Origin of the sequence: Granulicella mallensis MP5ACTX8 (assembly GCF_000178955.2) — a bacterium.
Taxonomy (GTDB): Bacteria; Acidobacteriota; Terriglobia; order Terriglobales; family Acidobacteriaceae; genus Granulicella; species Granulicella mallensis.
The window spans coordinates 2111367-2133416 of the sequence record NC_016631.1 but is presented as its reverse complement, the minus strand read 5'-3'; the positions used below and the strand labels follow the sequence as shown (position 1 = coordinate 2133416).

Below are 22050 nucleotides of genomic sequence, written 5' to 3'. Positions count from 1 at the left end.
GATCATATCTATCGATCCTGCCGGTATCACTTTCATCTGCTCAAGCGCATCGCCTAAGAGGAGTTGATAATCCGCTGTCTTCCCTATGTTGTTCTCCGTTGGGTTGGATTCGGTCATTAAGTATGTTCTCGATGAAGAGGTCTGAGCTAATGTGATTTGTGCGTTTGAACGCTGCCCACTCTTCGGATGTCATGTTGTCTTTGGCCCTGTTCTCGAACCACGTAAGCATTTCCAGATTGTCCAAGGCCCAAGAGCCTTTTCGTGATTTCGGTTGCTTGTGATCGAGAGAAGGCATCCACCATTTGTTCTGGCCGGAGCTAATCCATCGGTCGTATATCGCATTGAAAGCCGGATCATTCCAGAACTTATCTATAAATGCCTTGCGGACCTCATCGGAATGTCCAAAGTGTTTTCGATATCTGGAGGTCAGTTTTGTAAGGAACTTGAGACGCTCGAAATCTTTGTATTGATCGAGGTCAATCACTGTTCCCATCTTGCGCTTCTGATTGGCTCTATTCTGGGCTTCGCTGTATGTGTACTTGGTCAGGTGCGGGCCACGCTTTTTAGCCGCCGCGCTCTGACGCTTTCGCGTCTCATCGCTGACTGGCTTCCGCGCCCTGTTGCCGATAATCTCGACATTGTTTTTATGCAGGATACGGCGAATAACGTGGTGATTTGAATGATAGAGGTCAGCTATTCTGCGGAGTGTCCATCGTTCCTGTGTGTACAGCCTGACAACCTCGTCGCTCGGTGGTGGAAACCGCTTCGGCAGGTCAGTCAAGACCATATCGACACTATTGGCGGGCAACTTTGACATCTCCGTAAGACAGTCACCGTGGCTAAGCTGATATAGTTCTGGCACTAAGAAACTCAAGAAAATGATGTAGGGAGACGCACGATGTCGATGGAAGACGTGGCGGGGCTACTATTCGATGTGAACGTAGCGGGTCTAGTTAGAGATGTGGTTGCAGAAGCTAGGCGTTTAGCCGGAGCTGAATGCGTTTACATTGCGCATGGACAGGTAAGAGCAGCTATTGTGCCTCAGCTCGGAGGCAAGGACGCGCAAGGCGTCTTCCTTATCGTGGAATCCCATCCACCAGGAGCGACGATAGTCAGGCCTCGCTTGGCAAAGAGCGAGCCTGAAAAAACAGATTTGCAGTCAGGAAGCCTCACAGATGTCATCTCAACGATGAAAATTTGGCATCATGAGGTGCGCGCTCTGCGGGAGTATGACGATCCCGAAGAGACGAAGAATCCCAATGAAGTGTCGGGTGGGCTTCCTGAAACAGACAGAAACAAGTTCTAAGCGAGGAGATAGTCATGCAAACTTGGCTGCACGATCATGAGTTCTTGGCTAGTTGGGGATCGACTATTTTCGGTGGCATTGCGGCGTTGATTGCGCTTGGCGGTATGCTCATGCAATCTCGACGGTCAGGCCAACAGCTAAATTGGAATATGGTAACTATGCGGATTGCATTGTTACTCGTTATCTCAGTTATAGCCTCGCCTCATCTTGATTTAACTACCCGGACAATACTATCGTCCGCAATGATGTTTCTTTTGGTAGCTATATCTATGAGGTCTTGATTCATGATTTGGCGTGACCGAAGCCGCCATCTTCCTTGGCCGTTTTGCGTGAGTGACAGGCTTTGCAAAGGGATTGAAGGTTGTCTATATCAAGACGGAGAGTATCGTCTTTGCCATTGAATGGCCGGATATGGTCAACATCCGTAGCGGGCTTTATATCGCCGTTCGCTTTGCAACGGACACAGAGATAGAAGTCTCTGATGAGTGCCTGCACACGGAGCCTGTTCCAGTCCGCACCGTATCCGCGAGATGTTGCTGAACCACGATGATTATCGTATTTGTACAGATTGTCTGTCGTGCTGTGTTTCTCGCAATAGCCGGATAAGGTGAGTTCACTGCATCCTGACTTCTTGCATGGGCGCTTTGCAGCCTGGGGCACTAGCTGACCTTGACGGCGCTGAACAATCCAATCAACAGGTCGATTTCTTGACCGGCTACGACGATTCCCTCGCCTGCTGCTTTAGCGCCGATGGTGGCGGCTGCTGTTGCCCATTGGGCTTCAGATAGAGGACTGGTTACGTCTTGCTGAACTGCTGTGACGGCATCCTTTGCGATGACACCGAGAGCAGTCTTTAGGATGTTCTTTTCGGCATCGAGGAAGTTCTTTGCGGCTGTTGAGCCGAATACGCTTGTGAAGGCGTGTGCAATGGCGTCGGCGGCGTTAGTGATCCAATTAGACATTTAGGATGTACCTATTTTTAGGGTGTGTTTTGCCGCTATACGGCTGATATTTGAAACGCCATGATTCGAGAATCGCTTTGGCTTCGGCTGTTGGCCGTCTCTCGGTCAAGGCTTCGATGAGTTCGACACCAGGATGAGCGGACGCGTCAGCGAGCTTGATACGTTCGGGGATGTGTTTCTCCCGCTTTGGGAGTGATGTGTCTTTTCGCATTTGAATGTGTCGAGGGGTTGGTTCTCTATTGGGCGGGGTTTATGCAGCACGCGTTAACAGTCAATAGGTGGGTGATCGAATGATCGGACTGATGCGGAGATATTTCCCCTCTACTTATTACGGGTCTTTGAGAAGGAAATTGGCTACTCTTTTTGGGCGAGTGCCTGAAGTTTCTGCTTGGCGTGGTCATACCGCTTACGAATGCAGTCCTTCGAGACGCCTTGCTGCTTGGCAATGTCTCTGAGTGACATTCCTTCGATGATGTGTTGGCTGATTATGTCTTGATCTTCAAGGGGCAAGCAGGATAAGGCAGCTACTATATGACCGTCTGTATCTTCTCCCTGTGGCGCGATGGGATCGAATGTCAGGTCGGGCTGGACAGTCCACTTACGATCCCGACGGCGTGATGTCTCTTGCCGATGATGAACCGTTCGGAGGATTGCTAATGCTGCCTTTTCAGTTTGTGGCGCGGCCTCAAGCAATGCGACGTATTGGTCTTGCCGGTAATCTCTATTTCGTGCATCCGCAAGGCGAAAGAAGTGATCTGGAGCGAGGCGATTATTCTGCATCGTCTTTCTCCATGATCCCGTTTGGGTAATATCGATCGATCAATTCTTGAACCTTCTTAAATGCTCTTTCCACATCGGCCGAGGCTTCGCGAACCTGCTGGGCATACCGCTCAATGGCTTCCGCGTTCCGTTCTCTCTGATTGGTCATTACGCGGCCTCCTTTGCGAGATGGGTGGCTAATGTGTCCCAGACCTTTCCACTCTTCTTTTTGGCGGGTTTCTCTACTGCTGATATGCCTGATAGAGGAGCCCTAGGCTTGCGTGGTTTGCCAGTGTGCAGCTTCATCGAGGCGACACTCGACACATACGGAACAGAACGATTCCATTTCTTCGCGATGGAATATAGAGATTCCCCATCATTGAAACGTTTGCGAATGTCTGCAATCTCTTCCGTTGTAGCCTTCACTTGTTTACGGCGTGGTGTAGCCGAATACAGACCTTCAACAACAGCATCCTGGCTGTTCTTCTTCGCCGTGTCCTGGAAGAGATGAGCAGGGTTGACACATGCCTTATTCGATCCAGCCGGACAACGATGTTGGACACTCAGACCCTTTTGAAGAGGGCCATTAAAGGCTAGGAAAGAAAATCTATGGGCATACGCGGTTGTGACGGGATTATGGAAATGGGCATATCCGTTGCGAAAGCGAGCAGCGTCAAAGTGCCAGCAGCCGGTCACAGGATCGACCTGGACCTTATCGAAGAACCTGTCTATGAACTTTTCAGGAATGTTGGGATTTGGGGGATTGTCGAGCAGAGCTTGCATGATGAGTTCCTATGTTGAGAGATGACTTGCTGGTTCTCAACAGAACTCAATGCAAGTGCAGGCGTATTCTTGCCTACACATATCCTTAGTATGCTTTTTCCACGCTAAACCATCAACGAAAAACGCAAATAAATGAAAATAGTTGTAATTATTTTCATGACGCACTGACTGTTTTAATCACGTTTGTGATCGGCATGAGCTTGAGATTGCCGCCCGTTGCTTTTATCCTTTTAGGAGCCTTTTGCGCGGTAGCGGTCAGAGCAAACCTTTAGCGTCGAAGTCCTCGATAATATCTCTAACGAACTTGTGCCAGTGCTTCAAAGTAGAGAGCAGTTCCTTGCCTCTAACCCATTTCGGCTCTCCGAAGGCTATTTGAAATCCAAACTCCATCTTATTGTCTACATCTGCGATGGGGAGGGTACACAACACGCTGCCATCTACCAAAGGGCTATCAGTTGGCCTAAAGGCAATCCGAACATCAGCCGACGTGCTCCCCAATGCGGTCTTCAAGAAATTGGCCATCTCAATCCGCTTAGATTTTGGAAGGGAATGGGATACTACATCACCTCGAATCGTGACGAGAAGGCGATGCTTATCGAGCTTGCTGACTTCGTCGAGCCAAAAGAGGGGAGTTCCATTCCCGATCCCAGCGGAGTAATCAATGGGGTCGCTTCTGTAGTAGGGCTGGATGTCATCGATAGCCTTTATAGCAGCATCCGCCATGCTTTGTGTTTTTCTCATCTTTCCAGAATCGTATTTGGCGGCCGTCTCATAGATGGGGAAGTAAATGTCTTGCTCTTTGGGCTTAGGAGTAATGGGGCTACTTTGTACCAAGTGAAAGGCAAGATGATCGAGTGTGCTTCTGAGATTCTGAACAACATCTCCGACAAGCGCAGAAATGCCCAGAGGGATATCCTTGATAATTCGGAGATAAAACGTTCGCTCACCGGTCTGAAGGTCGTCCTTAGAGAAGATTTCGTGACTGTCTCCCTCCCGATTGAATTGGAGGATTTCGGCCTCAAGATCGATGATGTGCTTATAGGCCCTGTCAACTTTTACTAGCAGGAGTTCTCGTGGTGTCGGAGAATTTGGCATTCGACCATGCTATCAGCCACGTTCAGTGAAGCATATTACCTTCACAGACGATAGACCTGTTGCTTACGAATCAAACACCGCAAGTACAAATGGTCAGGGCCAGATAGGGTGTTAATGATGGCTGACTTCAACAGATTGGCAGCACGTCATACACAGAGATCGTCTGGCATCACATCACAGCATGAATGAACTTGTCGTCGCACCCTATAACGACAGGCAATGATTCAGTGGTGACACACTTCTCCTTACCCTATAGGTATTGAAGAGAAGTGCATCACTCTGAATCATCACCAATCGTTACCCTGAGGAGGGCCGACAGTATAAAGACCTTAGCGTATGACTTTCTTAGACTCGTACTCTCAGGCTGGCTATGGGTGCTCTGTCACCCCCCGGTCCTGTAACGCATCCTGAGAAAGTATCGCCAACACACCAGCTCCCTTCGGAGAGTGATCCAAGGCTCTTTACATCATGCCCTGTATCGCTTGTGCTGTGCCCCACCCGAACATATCGGTTCATCACTTCGCCGGACGCCTGAGTGCGTTACCCGGTCATGGGACAGTCTAACTTCTTACCATGCGTATTGAGCCCTTCGGTCGAGGCGTCATCACGACGGCCCGGTTTCAATGCTCAATTGCCCCGTTTTCAAATATCCAGATGGGCTTTGCTGCTTATGTAAATAGGTAGTATCGGAATCTTTTTCAATTCCGTCAGTGGAAAACGAAAATAATTGAAATTATTTTCAAGGCACATGACTCTCGATACTTTTGAGACAACACAGTAAAACATCAGCGCCATGTACACTATCCGGCATGAGAACCCTCATCTATAAACGAACTCACAATGGTGATCCAGACGAAAAGGGGCGGTTTGGAATCCACGACTGCATGGGGGTTGTCCGAGGCTATTCCTATGACGCTGTAATAGGGATTGGTGGGAGTGGCGGCGAAGCCAGAGCAAATGGGATAGCCTACAAGTTGAATTGGATTGGTGTGGGTCCACATAGACACGAATGCCCAGGGGGACGTGGCCCTTTGGTTACATTCGATCGATTTGTCTCGTTCGAGGATCAAGATTTGGACTTGCGCATCATAGCGCCCGATCTCGCGCAGCGGATGTATGTGACACGTCCTGCCCGATTGATATTTGATGAAAGCCTCAGCCCTGCCGAGCAAACGGATGTAAAGCGACTCTTGAAGAGGATTAAGAATTCCCCACCATCAGTACGAACTAACATGCCAAAACGGATCAAATGCTTTAAGAAGGCCTGCTGAATGCGCTAGAATCAACGCTTCACAGAAGAGACGCTGGTCAAAGCTGAAGAAAGCATGAAATAGTTATTGCGGAGGTAGCAGCAATGCAGACCACAATCTTGATTCTTGTCTTAGCTCCCCCGGTTCTCGCATTCATCCTGTGGCAGGTCCTTCGCTACGGTCCCAAAGTCGGGTTCCCTTCAATACCCTTTCGATTAGGCAAGAATGGCTATTGGAAAATGCTGACACTTTCCTACGTTGCGATGTTCGCAGCCGCCCTGATGTCGCACAGAATCTGAATCAGTCGATGCTGCGAGGGTGAGTCTTATGCCTCGCGCATGAACCAAAGTTGAGTCTTCCCCATTCGCTGCATCGACCTCATTCTGGTGTAGGCTCCCAATTCATCTATGAGAGGCGACACAATGGCAACCAAGAAAGCTGTAAAGAAAGCTCCTGCAAAGAAAGCCGTAAAGAAGGCAGTCAAGAAGGCTCCCGCGAAGAAAGCTGTAGCAAAGAAGGCACCAGCGAAGAAGGCTGTTAAGAAGACGGCTGCGAGGAAGTCCCCAGCAAAGTCACGCATGTACATGGGGGCCTACGCTGCCAAGCCAGCGAAGAAAGCCGCTGCCAAGAAGAAGACCGTGACAAGAGCGACAGTTACCGGGACTGGCACTCTTACTGGTCCTGTGACCTTGGCAAAGAAGAAGGCTCCGGCAAAGAAAGCCGCAAAGAAAGTCTCCATCAAGGCGCAGCGGAATAACGGGCCGTTGGCGTTTTAAACCTTACCCAACCCGCATTACAGGCAAGCAAACACGCCCGGCAACTCATAACGAGAGCCGGGCATTTCTGCGTCTTACGCAGCTTCCGCTAATGCCGCCTCTTGAGTCTTCAGCCAGGCGATGTATCGCGCCCGAAACACATCTGCACCCAGGGCCGATTTCACTTTCTCTTCCAACTCTGTCGCATTAGCACCGCCGGATAACGAGATCTGAACGAGCTTATCTGCTTTGCCTTTATCTAGCTTGCTCTTCAATCGCTCACTCTTGACTTCCTCAGCAACAGCCTCAAACTCGACATCAGCCTCATCATCAGACAGTGCGGATTTCGCACTCTTAGCCAATTGCAAAGCCAAGTCCTCGTACTTCCGCTCCGCTAGATCGATTCCCTTTCGCGATGCTGCCGCCCTCAATGGTTCAGCTACAGCCTTCGCTCTCTCGTAATCCTCAATGATGTCGAAGCCTGTCCTACGCTTAATTCCCAGCGCATTAAGAAGCCCGTCGAAGGTGCCTTTGAACAGCTTCCGATACTCAGTCAACAGCCGACCGGTATCGAACCTGGACCGCTTCAACGCCGTCACCGCCGCCAACAGTTGCGGCCTCAGAACAAGTTCCCTAGCCTTCACTTCATCAGTCGGAAACTGGCAATCAACCCACTCAGACAGAGCCGAATCAGTGCCCTCTGTCGCATCCATCCATGTAGCCGCTTCGAGAGCCGGGAGATCGGCCTTCACCGTGGGCACGGCCTGCACGCTTGCCCTATATGGCTCTGGTCGCTCCCGCCGAATCATCGCCGCATACTTCGATGGCACCTGCGAAAGATCATGGAGACTGCTGACTTTCTCGATTGATTCCGCGCCGTCAACAGTGATCTCGCCTATCTGCTTAAACCAAAATGCGATATGCTGCCGGTCGCACGCCTCATATAGATTCCAAGCATTCTTTAGATCAAATGGCCTTGCACCAGCTCCGCTCTCACCGCCCGCTATCACCCATCCAATGCCGGATAGATCGATACCGCTGATATCACTCAGAAGAGGCTCTGCCGAGACGAACCGCTGCGCCTCAGAATGAATAGGAGTTCCTTGTAATGCCTCTATTCGGCCTCTTGCTTTATCGCCATCGTGCCCGCAAGTAGTCCCAAGCCACACATGCGGCCAGGACAATTGCCGCCCATTCAAAAAGCTCACATAGTTCTCTGGCCTCTTAGTCAAAAGCAACCAAGTAAGATTGGGCGTTTCCGATATCAGCTTATAGAGATCATCCCGCCACGCCTGAGGAATCGACTCATGGCCGTCCATCACATCCATCAAAGAGCCACAAAACACGAAATGCGGTTCCCCGGAGGAAGCCGCATCAGAGTTCCATTTCTTTACTTGTTTCCAATTACTTTCAGAAGTCCGTTTCCGCTTGGCTTCTGTACCCCACCGCTTCTCTCTATTAGCCCCGTACCTCTGATCTAGCAATACCTCTGCATAGCAGTTCTTGCATTCCTGATCTATCTTTGTGCAGCCCGTCCACGCATTGAAAGTGCCCGTTGTCCAATTAATTCCACTATTCCGCATTCCCTTTCATAATCCACCTTTGACCACCGAAGTCCTGCCCCAGCCGCCGCTTACTACTAAATGGCCTTTTCCGACCAATTTGCCAATTCTACTCCTATTATTTGACACTGGCAAGTGGTTTATGGTTACACAGTGCAGCGTAGTGCAGTACAGAGTGCGAAATCCGACCCAAGGCCGTTCCCGGCTTGCATGATCGCACAGATTGGCGCTTCGGTATAACCTTGTCTTTCAAAGCATCTTTAGGACATCCCTTGCTTGAACCGCTCTAGTGCTTCTGGGCCCTCTTAGTATTTGTGCTTCATCGGAGCGATCCTCATACATGGATAAGGCGCCCAAATTGAACGATAAGAAAAGCACTAATAATCAGCAGGCCGACAGCCCGCCAGATGTCAGACTTCCTATGGAAACGGGAAAGCCTTTTGAAACCCAGACACGCGCAGATAAACCCGCTCAAAACGAGAAAGATACAAACGAGAAACTTCTCGACCGGGTGAAGGTGGGCGAGCGCTGGATGATTATTCTTACTGCGCTTATCTTTTCTGTATCCGCTTTTCAGGCTTACGAATCGTGGAGCAATAACCGCGCCACCTCTACTCAAGTAGACCGACTGATAGCCGCTGCCAACCGCGTTGACGATGCGGCTGAAAGTTTTTCGACCAGCGCAAGAAAAATCAGTAATGGGGTCGGTGATGCAGTAGAAAAACTCGACACCCAAGCTAATACGTTCAAGAGCCAATATACGGAGACTCAGAGAGCGTTCGTCTTTGTGAAGTCGATTGATACCACATACGGCCTCGCATCCAACGGCGAGCCAGCCTATTCTTGGGATATAACCCTTGAAAACAGCGGTAGCACCAACGCGCGCGGTTTGGTGCTGCAAAGGAATTGTGGCACGGGAGAGCAATTCAAACTTAGATCGAATGAGTTGCTGGATTTTTCTCAATTCTTGGGGGAAAAACAGCAACTCACGATAGGCCCACATTCTATGCAAACGATTAGTGAATGCGGAGCCCTTGCTTCGCTTGTTTTGCATACTGGTATCGTGAAAGATCCTGGATCTTGGTATAGTTTCGGACGACTCACCTACAAGGACATATTTGGAACGCCACATATCACGGAGTATTGCTATCGGTACAACTTTCACATGCCCAGAGACGGAAATTTTGCTGAGACTTTGTACATGACCCCGTGTGAAGGAAAAAACTCCCAGCACAACTGCGCAGATGAAGACTGCAAGGTAAAGTAACGATGCCCTGTCACGGAGTCTCATTGTGACCTCCGCTCGCCCTTGCGTAAAGTCCATACTTCTGCAAAAGAAAAGCCGCTTCCAATGCACCGGAAGCGGCTGAGGTAGTTCAACTGACACGGATTACTTGGCGTTGGCGCGTTTGGACTTTCTCAGACCTGCCCTGATGGCATCGCTGTGCGCCTTGCCACGGCTGCGTCCATGCTTCGGCTTGGCTGGACGACCGCGCTTGGCTGTAGGCTTCGGCTTGGCGGCATAGCAATTCTTGCAGCCTTTGCGTTTGCCCTGCGTGGGATTGAACGTCTTCCCGGTCCAGGTGATTTGATCGCCGAGGTAGTCGGTGATGGCTGCGAGTTGGTTAGTGATGGCGGTGAGTTGCGATTGAAGGTTAGGCTGCATTCGCCACCTCCTGCGTCTTGACAGGACGAATGCTGCCGATGAAATCCATCCGAGCAATGCGATGTACTTCGGTCATGGGTATGCGCACAGAGCCACCGACACGGCGGGTCTTGATGCGCTTGTCGGCAATGAGATAGTCAATGCTGCGGACGGAAAGAGAGAGAAGGGTTGCACAATCTTTCCGCGATACGAGAAGGGGTGTTGCGGTGTTGTCGTTCATAGAACCTCAAAAGGCATAGGCACACAGGCACCATGCCGGAAGACCAGCAGTGGACACACGAAGTCACGAGTACACAGTGACTCTAAGGATGTTGGGGATACCACTGGCCTGTTAGGCTCTACTCGATTTGATGGCTGCAAACTCCCGAAATCAGGAACAGGAATTCCGAATGCATCTTTTACAGAATAACTACGGGTGGAATTTAGTGCAAGCTCTCTATTTCCGAACATGTGGTTCAAAGCCACGCTGTATGCTGATCGCAATGAAATCGCCCCACATGGGGTATCTTGCAATCGCGACGATTAAGGAGTTCAATGACGAATCTTAATGTGCGTCAGGCCATGTTTCCTTATGGGATGGAGAAGAATCCTGATGGATCATGGACGTTCTTTAACAGAAAATACAAAACTCTAGGAACAATCACAGACGGGTGGTCGGAGTGGAACGATCCATTGCACAAGATGTTTATAACGGGACTTGGGCCATCTACACTCGCCAAGCTCGATTGTCATGGGTTGGGAACCAGTGATCGAATCTATTTCTACAACGATGGTTCCAATCCTGAAATCTCCTCAGCAAACATGGATGCATATTTGAAGAAGCTCCGCATTCTGATTGGACTACAGGTCAAGGATCGCTGAAACGACGCATCCATCCCTTTGTTAGTCCAGCATTGCTAAGTGATCGCGGATAGTGGTGGAGTCAGCGTGCGCGTAGCGCATGACCATCGATGAGGACTTGTGTCTGCTGAACGCCTGGACCACGGCAAACGGTGCTTTCTCTGCAACGATCGATATCGCGGTGTGCCTGAGATCGTGCCAGCGAATCTTCAACTTCGCATCTTTCGTCGCCTGAGCAAACCACTTCTTGTTGTCTCCAATAGCGAACACGGCATCAGTTGGAGCATCGTATTTCCGGCCAGCCAACCGGGAACGTTTGAGTTTCTGAAGCCTTCGTAATGCCTTTTCTGCAAGCCCCATCATCTCGCACACGTATGTCTCGCCGTTCTTAGTGTTCAGCGCAGTGATTTTCTTGTTCTTGAAATCCACCTGTGGCCATCTCAGCCCGTATTGCTCAGACTTGCGCCAAGCGGTGCCAAGAGCGAAATCAAGTTCACATAACCGGTGTTCAATCACATCCGGCTGGTACTGCGCGAGGTGAGCCTTAGATTCACCACTCTTGCGGATGGCATTTCGGAGTTTTTCGATCTCTGCATCGGTCAATCTCTTCCCTATTTTGTTGTCCATCTTCCGCTGCGGAACATTACGAACAGGGTTCACCTTCACCTTTGAGCGCTGTAGAGCACGGCGGTATATACCCGAAAAGGTGGACTTGATTCGGTTGACGGTGCCGGGAGCGAGATCTCGTTTCCTCTGAATCTCGGTCAACCAGTCATCGATCTGATGAGCTTCCAAGGTCGTTGCAGGATGTGAGCCGAACACCTCTTTGATCTCTTTGATGACGCGGGGAGGATTGACCTGATCTTTGAACTCGGTCGGGTTGGCCTGGACGAACGCGAGGTAATCGTCAGCCAGCTCATCGACCGTGACACTTGCAGCCTGTCGGTCTGCCTCAGTGAAAGTCAGGACAGGCTTCCGAGCCGTAGTGGGCAACAGCCCCTCACCCGTCCGCTCAATGAGCCGTGCCTTCTCGACATACGAAACCGCTGCCGCCCTGTCAGAGCCGAACGACTTCCGAACCCATCGAGTACGTCCATCCGGATAGGCTCCGCTTGGGTATTGGGCGCACCATACCCCGGGCGACCGCTCGAACACGCCCTTCACTTTTGCTGCTTTCCGACCTCTTGGCATGGGTCGATGATAACCCAAATGTGTGATTATTGTGTGATTTTGTACCGGTAATTCGTGCAGGAGCGTGCAGTCAGTTTGACGCAAATAAACCTTATATCTTATTCATTTTACTAGATTTATTCGTCTTCGTGCAGTTCAGTTCAGGCATACTCAAGAGAGTGCAAATTCGCACTCCTAACGCGAAGGTCGCAGGTTGGACTCCTGCCCGGGCCACCATAAATCCTCAATAAATATGCAGGTTTTACAACCCTCCCCAGAAATCATCAAAGCCTCCAAAAGCAACTTGTGCTACTTTTGCACGCTGTACTTCGCTGCACCTAATACCAATTCACAAACACAAAAGCCCCGCCCTGCTGTCAGGATGGGGCGTGGTGATGAATGAGCATGATTGATTCAGCTTGATTGTGAATGAGCCGGATAAGGATGAAGTAAGTTCACCTCCGTAGCTTTGCGTATTGCTCACCGGTCACTTCTAGCGCTATCTGGCCTCCCCTCTGAAGTGGGTGCAGTAGTATTGTGCCTGCCCCTCGTCACCCGCCTTCCCACATGGATGTACGCCCAACGATAGGAATGCCATGAACGCTCTAATTCGCAGACCCTTGCTGAGCCTCTGCCTTTTGCTTCTGCTTCTTACTGTGGCTTGCTTGAAGGTAGCGCCGCCACCTTCCCCACCACCTTCGCCTGATGTAATTGCCAGGATGACTTCTGCGAAGAAGATCTTTCTCTCCAATGGAGGCGAGGATCATCAGTTTGTACGGGATATTCCGGGTGGTCCAAATGAGGCTTATAACGAGCTTTACGCGTCGCTCAAGCAGTGGGGCCGCTTCCAGTTAGTCGCCTCACCGGCGCAAGCTGATCTCATCTTCGAGATACATGGTGCGGAACGTCCACCAGACCTAATTTCCACGAGTATGGATAGCCGCCATTCCGAAGTCACCTATTTCCCCGCATTCTTAAACCTCTCCGTCCTCGATCCTTCTACGCAAAGTTCTTTGTATGTGATTACCATCTGGGCAGGGCGGGATACCACCATCCCTAAAGGTAAGATCGCTTTCACGAAGTCCATCGGCACATTGACCGACCGGATAAAAGCCGTTGTATCTGGACCCGCACAAACGCCACAACCGTAGTGCCATCGGAACAGTCTCCTTAAACTGAAAACGCCCGGTCCTCAGAGAGGCTGCCGGGCGATTGGACTTGCTTTTGCTGCGGTTCACCACGTTACGTTTCCTTTTATTTTATGCGAATCCATCGACGGTACGACGACCGGTCTATTAGAGGTTTCTTTCTCGGGAGCCTCTACAGCCTGTTCATTGCTGGACTTCTCTTCTGTGGTGACATCGGCATTTTCAGCAGAGGGTTGTTCGGGCGGGGTTACCTCTGCTACGGCTGGAAAGATACTAGTTAGAGCCATCTCATTTCTCCTTGTATGTTGTGAGATTGACGAATCTCTGTGCTCATAGGAAATGTGCAGCAGACACAGAGGCAGGAAAGCGATTTGAACTGCACTGATATTCAGGTGTGGAGTTCTAAACTGTGGCCCGGAGGGATGCACGGGAATCATGCACCCAAATTTTGTAGCACACACGCCGAGAAAGTGGAAACTTGGCGGAATCGATGACAACACTACCTCTTCAGCTTTGCGTACTGCTCACCGGTCATTCCAGCTTGATACCGCCTTCGCCACTCTGAAGAGTAGAGTCCAAAGCCTGTCGGGCGGCAAAATTTAGGCGTGTGGGTGCAGTAGTATTGTGCCTGCACCTCGTCGCCCGCTTTCCCCATTGAGTACGCCCAACGATAGGTACATCATGAACACCCTAATCCGCAGGCCCTTGCTGAGCCTCTGCCTTTTGCTTCCCTTTCTTACCATAGCCTGCCTGACAGTAGCACCACCACCTTCGCCGCCACCTTCGCCTGAAGTGATTGCCAGGGTGACCTCCGCAAAGAAGATCTTTCTCTCCAATGGAGGCGAGGAGCAGCAGTTCGTACAAAATATTCCGGGCGGCCCAAATGAGGCTTACAACGAGCTTTACGCGTCGCTCAAGCAGTGGGGCCGATTCCAGTTAGTCGCTTCACCGGCGCAAGCTGATCTTATCTTCGAGATACGGGGTACGGAGCGTTCAGCGGAGGTGGCTGGGAACCCTGGGAGCGCTCAGGGAGTCACCTATTTCCCCGCGTTCTTGAACCTTTCCATCCTCGATCCTTCTACGCAAAGTTCTTTGTATGCGATCACCATCTGGGCAGGACGGGATACCACCATACCCAAAGGTAAGATTGCTTTCACAAAGTCCATCGAGACATTGACCGACCGGATAAAAGCCGTTGTATCTGGACCCGCACAAACATCACAACCGTAGTGTCATCGGACCAGCCTCGCGAAACAGAAAATGCCCGGTCCTCATGAGAGGTTGCCGGGCATTCTTGCTTGTGTCGCGGTTGGTGATGGCTTAATCAAAGCTGATTAGGTGCCCTATAGACGTAAGCCTCACCCGGCTTCACGACCTCTTCCTTCGTTGGAGCCTGTTCATCGGTGGACTTCTCTTCTGTGGGCTTCTCTGCGGTGGGTTCCTTTGCAATTTCCTCGGAAATAACTGTCGGCATATCATTTCTCCTTATAGGTTGAGAGATTGATGACTTTCTGTGTTTGTTGAAAATGTGCGGCAGACACAGAGGCAGGAAAGCGAATTCAACTGCACTGATATTCACGTAAGGGGATGCCAAGCTGTAGCCCGGTGGGATGCATGGATCATGCACCCAGACTTTGTAGCACATCTGGCTTCGGAGAGTCTAACGATCAACTCGGAGCACAACAAAAGGCCAGCCCATCATGGACTGGCCTATTTAGCATTAGAAATCACCATCAGATGGTGACTCCGCGTGCAGCTATTGCTCACCGGTGAGCTCCAGCTTGATACCGTCTTCGGATCGGTTGCTGAAAGATCTGAACAGGCAATATAGCCTTCACTGTTCAGTCAAATAGATGTAGCGGCTGACTGAAAGGCTAGTTTTCTGATGGTCGCTCGACATGATCTATTACCAAGACTTTTGCCGGCCCTTTCGTAGCGTTTAATTTCAACCCTAGTTCTTCCTGGATAGCAGTCAACAATCCGGGAGGGGGATTCGCTCCAGCCTCTTCGTCTGAGCGGCCCTCCGGTGTCCACCTCAGGTCGAAGTCGTAGCGTCCCTTCAGATTGGTCTGATCTATAACCGGCTTCCCGAGCTGCATCATGAGAAAAGGCGGTAGGATGCTCAACGTCATCCGTCTTCCTGTAAGTTCACCATCACTGAAACGGGCTTCTGTCTTAAGAACGTCAGTGGTATCGGATTCTTTCAGTTTGAGCTTTCCCTTCAGCACGGTCAGGGCATAAACCGAAAGATCCTTTGTCTGAAAATGCGCCATGAGCTTGAAGTGATCACGCAGCAGCGCCTGTAGCATCAGCATCCTGGTTGTCGGAGCGCCGCGCATCATAGCTGCGAAATAATCTTCATTGTTCACAGCTTTCATGGTGTCCATCTCGGAGCTATCGACCTTCGCTTCAATATCGAATCTGTCAGATTTAGCCCACTTCGGTGCATTCTCAATCAGAGAATCCAACAGGAAGGGCGTACCGTTGTACGCTAAGGCAATAAGCTCCTCGAGCGAGATAGCTTTTACACCGAAGCCATCGGGTGGTTGAGTTTCTTGCATTTGAGTTTCGGACTTGTTCGGCTTAATCAAAACAACGTCAAACACCGGGATACGACCATTCGAAGGCCCATTCTGATTTGGCGTTTGGACAACACCGTCCGATTGGACCTGTCCAACACTGGGCGTAGTAGCAGAGAGACACCCCAGTGTAATTAGCGCTGCGAGCAAAATCGGCTTCATTGATCGCTTTCTCTAATAAGGTATGGCTGGGGTCTCCCCTAACCTCAGTTATTCGTTATGAATAGTGCCTCGTCTTTACCTCTACAGATCAAGACACAGGCTGGTCCAATTGAGCCGTCCGCCAAGTGGGTCTATTGGCTTGAGTGATGTATTTGTTATCGAGGATGGATGTTTAGATGGGGACTTGGCGGTTGATACGCATGTCCTGATATCGCGAAGAAAGACACGGAAACACCTCTGTTGTGTGGGAGTAGTTATCGCGAATCCTTAACGAAATTCCGATGTGGGAACGGTAGAGTGCTCTGCTCGCCTTGTCAAGGCGAAATCGTGGAAACGATATAGCGACCGCAACTCGCCAATTGCAACAGACAGGCGTCTACGATTCGCTTATTCATCATCCCAGGCGAATCACGCAAACTTCTATTTGGATACGTTCTGTGATTCCGAACACAGCAAAAGGCCAGCCCATGACGGACTGGCCTATTTAGCTTTAGAAAACTGAATTAGATCGTGACTCCAAGCGCATGAGCTCGTGGGATTATTAAAACGCCTCGAAGCGAGGAACGACAGGGCACGGACAATAAAACTACTTCCCTGGAGGCGCAGGCACCATCACAGCATTCGGATCGATCTTCGGAATGCCAAAGTGCCCGCTCAAGTGCACGAGATCGAGCGGCCGCAGCGCACCTGAAACTTCAATCAGGTTCATCTCGCGTTGTCCCCGCACCAGCACGGTCACATCGTCGATCTCGCCGCTGCGAAAGTGCAGCCACAGATCGGTGATCGGCGCATGAGGCGAAGCAGACTCGCGCGGTGGCGCATTCTGGTTGACCAGGTGCTTCCAACCCGCAGCGTTATAAACCGCTACTAGCGCGGACATGCTTTCGGGGAGGTAGAACGCCGGCTCGTGGTAGTGAAAGTTCTCCACCGTAATACTGTTCAGCGCGGCGAAGGCGCGTTTCCCCTCTGAGCCATCGTCGATATAGCCCTCTGCCACCTGGAGCATGTTGTGATCGAAGGTAAACGCGGTATGATTCGCCGGTTGCGAACACAGGCTACGCAGGGCTTCAACCGCCCCTTGCGGCTGCTGGGCATGGCCCCTTGCGCAAAGCGCAGCCAGTAAAAGAAGAGAGGATAAACGCAGTTTCATCGCGACCTCGTTAACCTGATAGACCGGTATTCTCGGCAAAAGGTTTACTTTACGGTATCGAATACACTGCTGGGAACCCCTTATGACGTGAGATAAAACCGGGACCGCCAGTCTTCCAGAAGACTGCTATCGTCTATGGGAATCAAAGCCCGATGGAGGTCAGCATCTCTGCAACCGCTGTTCTCCATCGCTGCAGCTCTGCCCTGTCGCCGACCTTCAACTGCTGGGCCGCTTCCGCCAGGGTGATTCTTTTGCTGTAAAGCTCGTCCGTGACTCTATCCGCCAGGTCCGGCAGGAAGAGGCTCTTGCCGTTCTGCTGCTGGATGCTCTCATGAACGGGGCTCTTCTCGTAGAGCTCGAACTTCCGCTCTTCTCCGAAGTATCCATTCTTGACGACATGGGTCACCCCATCCGGCATCAGCTCCATATACTCTTTCAGCAACTCCAGGCTGTCGCGTTGCCGATTGATCACCCACAGCGTCACGAGGGGACGTCCCAACTCCTTCAGGGAGTCGCGCAGGATCGCTCCATGGGCACGAACGCCCATATTGTTGCGCGCGGGCGTATTGACCACAATCGCCTTGAAGGGCTGTGCGTCGCAGATGTTTACGAGCTGGATCCAGCCTTCAACGTCGTCCAAGTCCACACCTTCGCTCTCGACGGTGCTGCCGTAAGAGCTCCATACGTCAGGATTGCTCTTGTCCGACTCAATCAGCTTCAGAAATGTATGCTGCGTGGTGAAGTAGTCGAGCACTGCCATCGAGGTGATGGATTTACCGACGCCGCCTTTGCTTCCGCTGACAAATACGATTGGAGCGTTCATGAGTCTTCCGATTATAGGAAGCCGGAAGAAATCTAAGATGAAGGTTCTGTAAAGCGAGCAACCAAAATCGCCCCACATAATCCGGAGCCTATCCGGTCCCCTTCAGATGCGCCGCGTAGCCCATCGCCCCTGTCGAAAGAGCACCAGGCTGATGAGCACAATGACGGACTGCGCCACGACCACGGAGACGAAGACTCCATTGACGTGCATCCGGGTATGCATCGCCAGCCACCACGCCAGAGGGATCTCGACGATCCAGAAGCCGAAGAGATTGATGTAGGTAGGTGTGACCGTGTCCCCAGCTCCGTTGAATGCCTGCAGAAGCACCATGCCATAGGCATAGGCGATGTTCCCGCAACTGAAGATGCGCAAACTATTAACGGCTACAGCCGCTACCGCTGGGTCGCTCGTGAACAGGCCGATGATAAAGGGAGCAAAGACGATAAAGACGATGCCCACGGAACCGAGAAAGACCATGTTCCACAGGCCTGTTCTCCACACGGCATTGCGGGCGCGGTCAGGATGGCCCGCTCCAAGGTTCTGCCCCACGAGTGTAGCGGCAGCGTTACTCAATCCCCAGGAGGGCAGAATCGCGAAGATGACGATGCGAATGCCGATGGTGTATCCGGCCAGGGCAGGAGCGCCGAAGATACTCACAATGCGAACGAGGCCGATCCAACTGGCCTGGCTGATAAGAAATTGAAGAATGCCGGATAACGACACACGCACCAGGCGCCAGAGAACGGCGCCCTGCAATCTCATGTGGCGCGAGAGGATCTGCAGCCGTTCCGTTCCCTTGCCCAGCCGGTAGAACTGGTAAAGAACGCCGATACCACGCCCGGTAAAGGTCGCGAGCGCTGCGCCCGTAACGCCCATCCGGGGAAAGGATCCAAGGCCGAAGATAAGACACGGATCGAGGATCAGGTTGAGAATGTTCGAGACCCAAAGCAGACGCATGGCAATGGCGGCATCGCCCGCGCCACGGAAGATAGCGTTGTTCAGGAACAACATCAGCACGATGCCGGAGCCGCCCAGCACGATCCGCGTGTAGTTCACTCCACTGGCGATAATGGCAGGCGACGCACCCATCAGCCCAAGCAGATGGGGCGCAAAAAAGTAAAGCGGAACACCGAGCACCAGGGAGGCAATGAAGCCCAGGATCATCGCCTGAACCGCAGAGATGGCGGCACCATCCGCATCCTTCTCGCCTATGCGACGCGCGACCATGGCCGTGGTCGACATGCCAAGGCCCATCCCCACAGCAAAGACCAGAGTGAGAACCGACTCCGTCAAACCCACCGTGGCAGTAGCATCCGCACCCAGCCGACTGACCCAGAAGACATCCACCACGGCAAAAAGCGATTCGAGCACCATCTCCAGCACCATGGGAATGGCGAGCAGAAGAATCGACCGGTTCAGGCTACCCGTCGTGTAGTCCTGATGGCTGCCACGTAGAGATTCTTTGATGGATTGCCAGAGACTCGGCGAGATCTCCGGTTTGCTCGTTGTCTGCAATTGCATGCTCGTTATGATACTGCGGTGTCATGACATTCAATTCGCGGTCGGCAGCGAATCCTCAAACCTCATTCTGGCCCATAGATCTCGATAAGCCTCAGTTCAACATGCCAATCCACTATTCCCATTTCGCATACACCTCATACAAAGTATTCAGCACCTTCAATATGCCGAAGCTCATCTTAATGATCGCAACAACAATCTGCGACACAGGGAGCAGCTCTCAATGTCAATTCTCGGATTTACCGGCCGTTCGGCTGGCTTTCTTTTAGGAGTAGTCCTGGTAGCTCAATCAGCCCTTTGCGAGGCGAAGACAATTGCAGAGGGCCTTGTCATCGTGCCCGAGAACAAGTTGCCGCAGCAGGCACAGCAACAGGGCCTGGCAATGGACCTTCACCTCGTGAATCCGGCTACGCTCTATCTGTACATCGAACAAGACAACGGGCGACAGATTGCCATCTTCGATGTTTCAGATCCCGGAAGAATCAAGTTCAAAAAGCTGTCGGAGATTAATGCGCCCGCGGCCTTCGATTTCGTGCAGCCTGCCGGTCAATCGCTGGAGATGATTCGCTATCGCGATGGGCGCGGAACGGCAATCATCGATCTGAGCAAGCCGAAAGAGCCTGTCCTCAAAGCCGTTGGAGCGGCGACAAACTCCTGCTACATTGTCCCGGTAGCGGAGAACAAAACCAACACCCAAAGTCCCCCTGCCCCTCAGGACTATGAAGTGATTGAGCCTTTGGCCTCGCATGCCATCGCGATCGTAAAGGGCGTCGTGCAACAGCAGACGGACGAAAGCAACGGCACGACCTACCTGCTCGGAACACAGGGACTAACCGTCATACGAAATATCGGCGCTGAACGGAAGCTGGCAGCTACGGCTCCCCACTGGACAAACACCATCGATGATAAGTAGTGGGGATAGGTGGGAGATTTAATCAATCTCAGAAGATCACAAATCTGATTTTCTGAGGAGATAGATATCCATGATCCAACCGTTACGCTTTCTGGCTTCGGCGCGCGTTGCTTCGATCGTCTCGGCAAGCTCACCAAGCTTCCCGGAGAGCAGGATCTCGTTCTCGGTTCCGAGATAAGCTCCCCAATAAATATGAAGGTCGGGGTCCGCCAGGTTCTTATAGGAGTTATTACCGTCCAGCATAACGACTACATTTTCAGTATTGTCTGGCAGACCAGTAGCCGCTAATTGACGGCCAGTCGTCACACACACCGATTCCCCAATACCGTTCAAGACGATCTTGTGACGCGCGGCCAAGGCCTGGACGCTGGTAATTCCTGGAATCACCTCATAGTCAAAATGAACGTTGCCCCGCTTGAGAACTTGATCAATAACCCGCAGCGTACTGTCGTAGAGAGAAGGATCTCCCCATACCAGAATGCCGCCGCAATCCTCCTCGCCCAGCTCTCGTTCGATCAGCCCTTCATAAATAAGAGCCCTCTCCAGATGCCACGCCTCAACACGTGCAGAGTAGGGTGTTATCGAAGGATCACGCTCCGGATCTGTAACTTCAATCGCCTTGTACGTTCCCTGTTCGATATAGCGATCGCAGATCTCTTTTCTGATACGCAGGAGATCGTCTTTGGCGTCCCCTTTGCTAAGGAAGAAAAACACATCGACCAGGTTCATCGTTCGGATCGCCTGCATGGTGACCTGTTCCGGATCACCCGCACCAATGCCAATGACGTAAAGCTTTCTCATCCTCTGCACTCCTCCGAATATTTAGAAACAGCAGGCACGAGACATTCAAGCCTATCGATAGCCTCTTCGACTGTCCCGACGCACGGGACAGAGGGCTTGAGAGGCCGGTTGATCATCACCACCGGAATCTTAAGGAAACGAGCAGCTTCGATCTTGGTGTAAGTTGCCGAACCGCCACTATTTTTCGAAACCAGATAATCGATGGAATACTTGCGCAGCAAATGCAGTTCATCCTCAAGCGCAAAGGGACCACGTTGCAGGATCACTTCGTGATGAGGCGGCAGACCTTCACCAGGCATCTCAATGGCGCGAATCAGAAACCATGCATCCCTGCACCCTGAGAACGCACCTACTTCCTGGCGGCCAATAGAAAGAAATACGCGAGCTTTCTTAGCCTCCACAAAGCTGGCCGCACTCTGAAAGTCGTCAACCTCATGCCATAGGTCTCCGTCGATCTTTCCCCAGGGTGGACGACGCAGAGCGATCAACGGTAATCCCGTGCGACTGCACGCGATTGCGGCGTTGTGGCTGATCTTCGCGGCGAAAGGATGGGTCGCGTCAATCACTGCTTTAATCTCTTCCTTCACGAGATAAGAGGCGAGTGCATCAAGACCACCGAAACCACCCACCCTGACAAGACCCTGGGGAAGTTTAGGTTCGCCGATTCGACCGGCAAGCGACGAGATCACAATGAAGTCTGTTCTCTCTGCAAGTCTGGCAGCAAGCTGCGCACCCTCTCCGGTTCCACCGAGGATCAATACGCGTGGCGGAGCGTCCTTCGATGTAATGTCGTGCAGCGTCTGCATTT

General features: G+C 51.7%; 26 protein-coding genes. 7 read left to right on the top strand and 19 right to left on the bottom strand.

The features are described 5' to 3' along the window. Positions 1 to 40 precede the first annotated feature (40 nt). A complete protein-coding gene (locus tag ACIX8_RS25920) occupies positions 41 to 808 on the bottom strand; it encodes an HNH endonuclease signature motif containing protein (RefSeq protein ID WP_190273802.1) in 768 nt (255 codons plus the stop codon). A 90-nt stretch (positions 809 to 898) separates the two neighbouring features. Between ACIX8_RS25920 and ACIX8_RS09075 the strand changes: the two genes are divergently transcribed. Next, positions 899 to 1306, top strand: a complete 408-nt coding sequence (locus tag ACIX8_RS09075; RefSeq protein WP_014265046.1) for a hypothetical protein — start codon at positions 899 to 901, stop codon at positions 1304 to 1306. Positions 1307 to 1588: 282 nt separating this feature from the next. On the opposite strand, the gene ACIX8_RS26500 is transcribed toward ACIX8_RS09075, so the two are convergent. The 6 genes from ACIX8_RS26500 to ACIX8_RS09040 form a co-directional block, all read right to left on the bottom strand. Continuing rightward, positions 1589 to 1801, bottom strand: coding sequence for an HNH endonuclease (locus ACIX8_RS26500; RefSeq protein ID WP_223295494.1), 213 nt, complete (start codon positions 1799 to 1801; stop codon positions 1589 to 1591). 164 nt (positions 1802 to 1965) lie between these two features. Beyond that, positions 1966 to 2268 carry a hypothetical protein gene (locus ACIX8_RS09060; RefSeq protein WP_014265043.1) on the bottom strand — a complete coding sequence of 101 codons (303 nt, stop codon included), beginning with the start codon at positions 2266 to 2268 and terminating at the stop codon, positions 1966 to 1968. Between the two features lie 354 nt (positions 2269 to 2622). Continuing rightward, positions 2623 to 3048 carry an RNA polymerase sigma factor gene (locus tag ACIX8_RS09050; protein WP_014265042.1) on the bottom strand — a complete coding sequence of 142 codons (426 nt, stop codon included), beginning with the start codon at positions 3046 to 3048 and terminating at the stop codon, positions 2623 to 2625. Beyond that, positions 3038 to 3196: a hypothetical protein gene (locus ACIX8_RS25915; RefSeq protein WP_014265041.1), complete on the bottom strand. Its 159-nt coding sequence runs from the start codon at positions 3194 to 3196 to the stop codon at positions 3038 to 3040. The genes ACIX8_RS09050 and ACIX8_RS25915 overlap by 11 nt, the downstream gene beginning before the upstream one ends. Further along, positions 3196 to 3810: an HNH endonuclease gene (locus ACIX8_RS09045; protein WP_014265040.1), complete on the bottom strand. Its 615-nt coding sequence runs from the start codon at positions 3808 to 3810 to the stop codon at positions 3196 to 3198. Before ACIX8_RS09045 ends, ACIX8_RS25915 begins: the two co-directional genes overlap by 1 nt. A 255-nt stretch (positions 3811 to 4065) precedes the next feature. After that, complete coding sequence (locus ACIX8_RS09040) at positions 4066 to 4905, bottom strand: hypothetical protein (protein WP_014265039.1); 840 nt, start codon at positions 4903 to 4905, stop codon at positions 4066 to 4068. A 1672-nt stretch (positions 4906 to 6577) separates the two neighbouring features. Here ACIX8_RS09040 and ACIX8_RS26145 point away from each other — a divergent pair. Continuing rightward, positions 6578 to 6931 (top strand): hypothetical protein, encoded by a 354-nt coding sequence (locus ACIX8_RS26145; protein WP_014265035.1) that lies wholly within the window; start codon positions 6578 to 6580, stop codon positions 6929 to 6931. 74 nt (positions 6932 to 7005) lie between these two features. On the opposite strand, the gene ACIX8_RS24495 is transcribed toward ACIX8_RS26145, so the two are convergent. Next, positions 7006 to 8493: a DUF5131 family protein gene (locus tag ACIX8_RS24495; protein ID WP_014265034.1), complete on the bottom strand. Its 1488-nt coding sequence runs from the start codon at positions 8491 to 8493 to the stop codon at positions 7006 to 7008. A gap of 319 nt (positions 8494 to 8812) precedes the next feature. Between ACIX8_RS24495 and ACIX8_RS09020 the strand changes: the two genes are divergently transcribed. After that, on the top strand, positions 8813 to 9739 hold the full coding sequence (locus tag ACIX8_RS09020) for a hypothetical protein (RefSeq protein ID WP_014265033.1): 927 nt from the start codon (positions 8813 to 8815) through the stop codon (positions 9737 to 9739). A gap of 123 nt (positions 9740 to 9862) precedes the next feature. On the opposite strand, the gene ACIX8_RS09015 is transcribed toward ACIX8_RS09020, so the two are convergent. Together ACIX8_RS09015 and ACIX8_RS09010 are read right to left on the bottom strand one after the other, a co-directional pair. Next, entirely contained in the window at positions 9863 to 10138 is a 276-nt protein-coding gene (locus ACIX8_RS09015; RefSeq protein ID WP_014265032.1) for a hypothetical protein, read from the bottom strand. Further along, positions 10128 to 10358, bottom strand: a complete 231-nt coding sequence (locus ACIX8_RS09010; protein WP_014265031.1) for a MerR family transcriptional regulator — start codon at positions 10356 to 10358, stop codon at positions 10128 to 10130. Before ACIX8_RS09010 ends, ACIX8_RS09015 begins: the two co-directional genes overlap by 11 nt. A 314-nt stretch (positions 10359 to 10672) precedes the next feature. Here ACIX8_RS09010 and ACIX8_RS09005 point away from each other — a divergent pair, with 314 nt between their 5' ends. Further along, positions 10673 to 10999: a hypothetical protein gene (locus ACIX8_RS09005; RefSeq protein WP_014265029.1), complete on the top strand. Its 327-nt coding sequence runs from the start codon at positions 10673 to 10675 to the stop codon at positions 10997 to 10999. Positions 11000 to 11020: 21 nt separating this feature from the next. Here ACIX8_RS09005 and ACIX8_RS09000 read toward each other — a convergent pair whose 3' ends face one another. Next, positions 11021 to 12142, bottom strand: coding sequence for a tyrosine-type recombinase/integrase (locus ACIX8_RS09000; RefSeq protein WP_044176429.1), 1122 nt, complete (start codon positions 12140 to 12142; stop codon positions 11021 to 11023). A 602-nt stretch (positions 12143 to 12744) separates the two neighbouring features. Between ACIX8_RS09000 and ACIX8_RS24490 the strand changes: the two genes are divergently transcribed. Next, a complete protein-coding gene (locus ACIX8_RS24490; RefSeq protein WP_014265027.1) occupies positions 12745 to 13299 on the top strand; it encodes a hypothetical protein in 555 nt (184 codons plus the stop codon). A gap of 83 nt (positions 13300 to 13382) precedes the next feature. Here the strand turns inward: ACIX8_RS24490 and ACIX8_RS25590 are convergent, their stop codons facing one another. Continuing rightward, on the bottom strand, positions 13383 to 13583 hold the full coding sequence (locus tag ACIX8_RS25590) for a hypothetical protein (protein WP_014265026.1): 201 nt from the start codon (positions 13581 to 13583) through the stop codon (positions 13383 to 13385). Positions 13584 to 13977: 394 nt separating this feature from the next. On the opposite strand from ACIX8_RS25590, the gene ACIX8_RS24485 reads away from it, so the two are divergent. Beyond that, a complete protein-coding gene (locus ACIX8_RS24485; RefSeq protein ID WP_014265025.1) occupies positions 13978 to 14526 on the top strand; it encodes a hypothetical protein in 549 nt (182 codons plus the stop codon). 94 nt (positions 14527 to 14620) lie between these two features. Here ACIX8_RS24485 and ACIX8_RS25905 read toward each other — a convergent pair whose 3' ends face one another. The 5 genes from ACIX8_RS25905 to ACIX8_RS08970 all read right to left on the bottom strand — a co-directional run bounded on the left by ACIX8_RS25905 (position 14621) and on the right by ACIX8_RS08970 (position 19531). After that, a complete protein-coding gene (locus ACIX8_RS25905; RefSeq protein ID WP_014265024.1) occupies positions 14621 to 14770 on the bottom strand; it encodes a hypothetical protein in 150 nt (49 codons plus the stop codon). A 400-nt stretch (positions 14771 to 15170) separates the two neighbouring features. Then, positions 15171 to 16037, bottom strand: coding sequence for a TIGR03435 family protein (locus tag ACIX8_RS24480; RefSeq protein ID WP_014265023.1), 867 nt, complete (start codon positions 16035 to 16037; stop codon positions 15171 to 15173). A gap of 586 nt (positions 16038 to 16623) precedes the next feature. Further along, positions 16624 to 17187, bottom strand: coding sequence for a hypothetical protein (locus ACIX8_RS08980; RefSeq protein WP_014265022.1), 564 nt, complete (start codon positions 17185 to 17187; stop codon positions 16624 to 16626). Positions 17188 to 17329: 142 nt separating this feature from the next. Further along, complete coding sequence (locus ACIX8_RS08975; RefSeq protein WP_014265021.1) at positions 17330 to 18010, bottom strand: hypothetical protein; 681 nt, start codon at positions 18008 to 18010, stop codon at positions 17330 to 17332. Positions 18011 to 18112: 102 nt separating this feature from the next. Beyond that, the gene (locus ACIX8_RS08970) at positions 18113 to 19531 is read right to left on the bottom strand and encodes an MATE family efflux transporter (RefSeq protein WP_014265020.1); all 1419 of its coding nucleotides are present in this window, start codon (positions 19529 to 19531) and stop codon (positions 18113 to 18115) included. A 220-nt stretch (positions 19532 to 19751) separates the two neighbouring features. On the opposite strand from ACIX8_RS08970, the gene ACIX8_RS08965 reads away from it, so the two are divergent. Further along, entirely contained in the window at positions 19752 to 20441 is a 690-nt protein-coding gene (locus ACIX8_RS08965) for an LVIVD repeat-containing protein (protein WP_014265019.1), read from the top strand. A gap of 36 nt (positions 20442 to 20477) precedes the next feature. Here ACIX8_RS08965 and cobF read toward each other — a convergent pair whose 3' ends face one another. Beyond that, positions 20478 to 21242: a precorrin-6A synthase (deacetylating) gene (gene cobF, locus ACIX8_RS08960; protein WP_014265018.1), complete on the bottom strand. Its 765-nt coding sequence runs from the start codon at positions 21240 to 21242 to the stop codon at positions 20478 to 20480. Continuing rightward, the gene (locus ACIX8_RS08955; protein WP_014265017.1) at positions 21239 to 22048 is read right to left on the bottom strand and encodes a cobalt-precorrin-6A reductase; all 810 of its coding nucleotides are present in this window, start codon (positions 22046 to 22048) and stop codon (positions 21239 to 21241) included. Before ACIX8_RS08955 ends, cobF begins: the two co-directional genes overlap by 4 nt. Positions 22049 to 22050: the final 2 nt, after the last annotated feature.

What these genes read in the sequence shown, in the direction of transcription:
- ACIX8_RS09075 (WP_014265046.1), top strand. Translation starts at nt 899, where the DNA reads ATGTCGATGGAAGACGTGGCGGGGCTACTATTCGATGTGAACGTAGCG.
- ACIX8_RS09060 (WP_014265043.1), bottom strand. Translation starts at nt 2,268, where the DNA reads ATGTCTAATTGGATCACTAACGCCGCCGACGCCATTGCACACGCCTTC.
- ACIX8_RS09050 (WP_014265042.1), bottom strand. Translation starts at nt 3,048, where the DNA reads ATGCAGAATAATCGCCTCGCTCCAGATCACTTCTTTCGCCTTGCGGAT.
- ACIX8_RS25915 (WP_014265041.1), bottom strand. Translation starts at nt 3,196, where the DNA reads ATGACCAATCAGAGAGAACGGAACGCGGAAGCCATTGAGCGGTATGCC.
- ACIX8_RS09045 (WP_014265040.1), bottom strand. Translation starts at nt 3,810, where the DNA reads ATGCAAGCTCTGCTCGACAATCCCCCAAATCCCAACATTCCTGAAAAG.
- ACIX8_RS09040 (WP_014265039.1), bottom strand. Translation starts at nt 4,905, where the DNA reads ATGCCAAATTCTCCGACACCACGAGAACTCCTGCTAGTAAAAGTTGAC.
- ACIX8_RS26145 (WP_014265035.1), top strand. Translation starts at nt 6,578, where the DNA reads ATGGCAACCAAGAAAGCTGTAAAGAAAGCTCCTGCAAAGAAAGCCGTA.
- ACIX8_RS24495 (WP_014265034.1), bottom strand. Translation starts at nt 8,493, where the DNA reads ATGCGGAATAGTGGAATTAATTGGACAACGGGCACTTTCAATGCGTGG.
- ACIX8_RS09020 (WP_014265033.1), top strand. Translation starts at nt 8,813, where the DNA reads ATGGATAAGGCGCCCAAATTGAACGATAAGAAAAGCACTAATAATCAG.
- ACIX8_RS09015 (WP_014265032.1), bottom strand. Translation starts at nt 10,138, where the DNA reads ATGCAGCCTAACCTTCAATCGCAACTCACCGCCATCACTAACCAACTC.
- ACIX8_RS09010 (WP_014265031.1), bottom strand. Translation starts at nt 10,358, where the DNA reads ATGAACGACAACACCGCAACACCCCTTCTCGTATCGCGGAAAGATTGT.
- ACIX8_RS09005 (WP_014265029.1), top strand. Translation starts at nt 10,673, where the DNA reads ATGACGAATCTTAATGTGCGTCAGGCCATGTTTCCTTATGGGATGGAG.
- ACIX8_RS24490 (WP_014265027.1), top strand. Translation starts at nt 12,745, where the DNA reads ATGAACGCTCTAATTCGCAGACCCTTGCTGAGCCTCTGCCTTTTGCTT.
- ACIX8_RS25590 (WP_014265026.1), bottom strand. Translation starts at nt 13,583, where the DNA reads ATGGCTCTAACTAGTATCTTTCCAGCCGTAGCAGAGGTAACCCCGCCC.
- ACIX8_RS24485 (WP_014265025.1), top strand. Translation starts at nt 13,978, where the DNA reads ATGAACACCCTAATCCGCAGGCCCTTGCTGAGCCTCTGCCTTTTGCTT.
- ACIX8_RS25905 (WP_014265024.1), bottom strand. Translation starts at nt 14,770, where the DNA reads ATGCCGACAGTTATTTCCGAGGAAATTGCAAAGGAACCCACCGCAGAG.
- ACIX8_RS24480 (WP_014265023.1), bottom strand. Translation starts at nt 16,037, where the DNA reads ATGAAGCCGATTTTGCTCGCAGCGCTAATTACACTGGGGTGTCTCTCT.
- ACIX8_RS08980 (WP_014265022.1), bottom strand. Translation starts at nt 17,187, where the DNA reads ATGAAACTGCGTTTATCCTCTCTTCTTTTACTGGCTGCGCTTTGCGCA.
- ACIX8_RS08975 (WP_014265021.1), bottom strand. Translation starts at nt 18,010, where the DNA reads ATGAACGCTCCAATCGTATTTGTCAGCGGAAGCAAAGGCGGCGTCGGT.
- ACIX8_RS08970 (WP_014265020.1), bottom strand. Translation starts at nt 19,531, where the DNA reads ATGCAATTGCAGACAACGAGCAAACCGGAGATCTCGCCGAGTCTCTGG.
- ACIX8_RS08965 (WP_014265019.1), top strand. Translation starts at nt 19,752, where the DNA reads ATGTCAATTCTCGGATTTACCGGCCGTTCGGCTGGCTTTCTTTTAGGA.
- cobF (WP_014265018.1), bottom strand. Translation starts at nt 21,242, where the DNA reads ATGAGAAAGCTTTACGTCATTGGCATTGGTGCGGGTGATCCGGAACAG.
- ACIX8_RS08955 (WP_014265017.1), bottom strand. Translation starts at nt 22,048, where the DNA reads ATGCAGACGCTGCACGACATTACATCGAAGGACGCTCCGCCACGCGTA.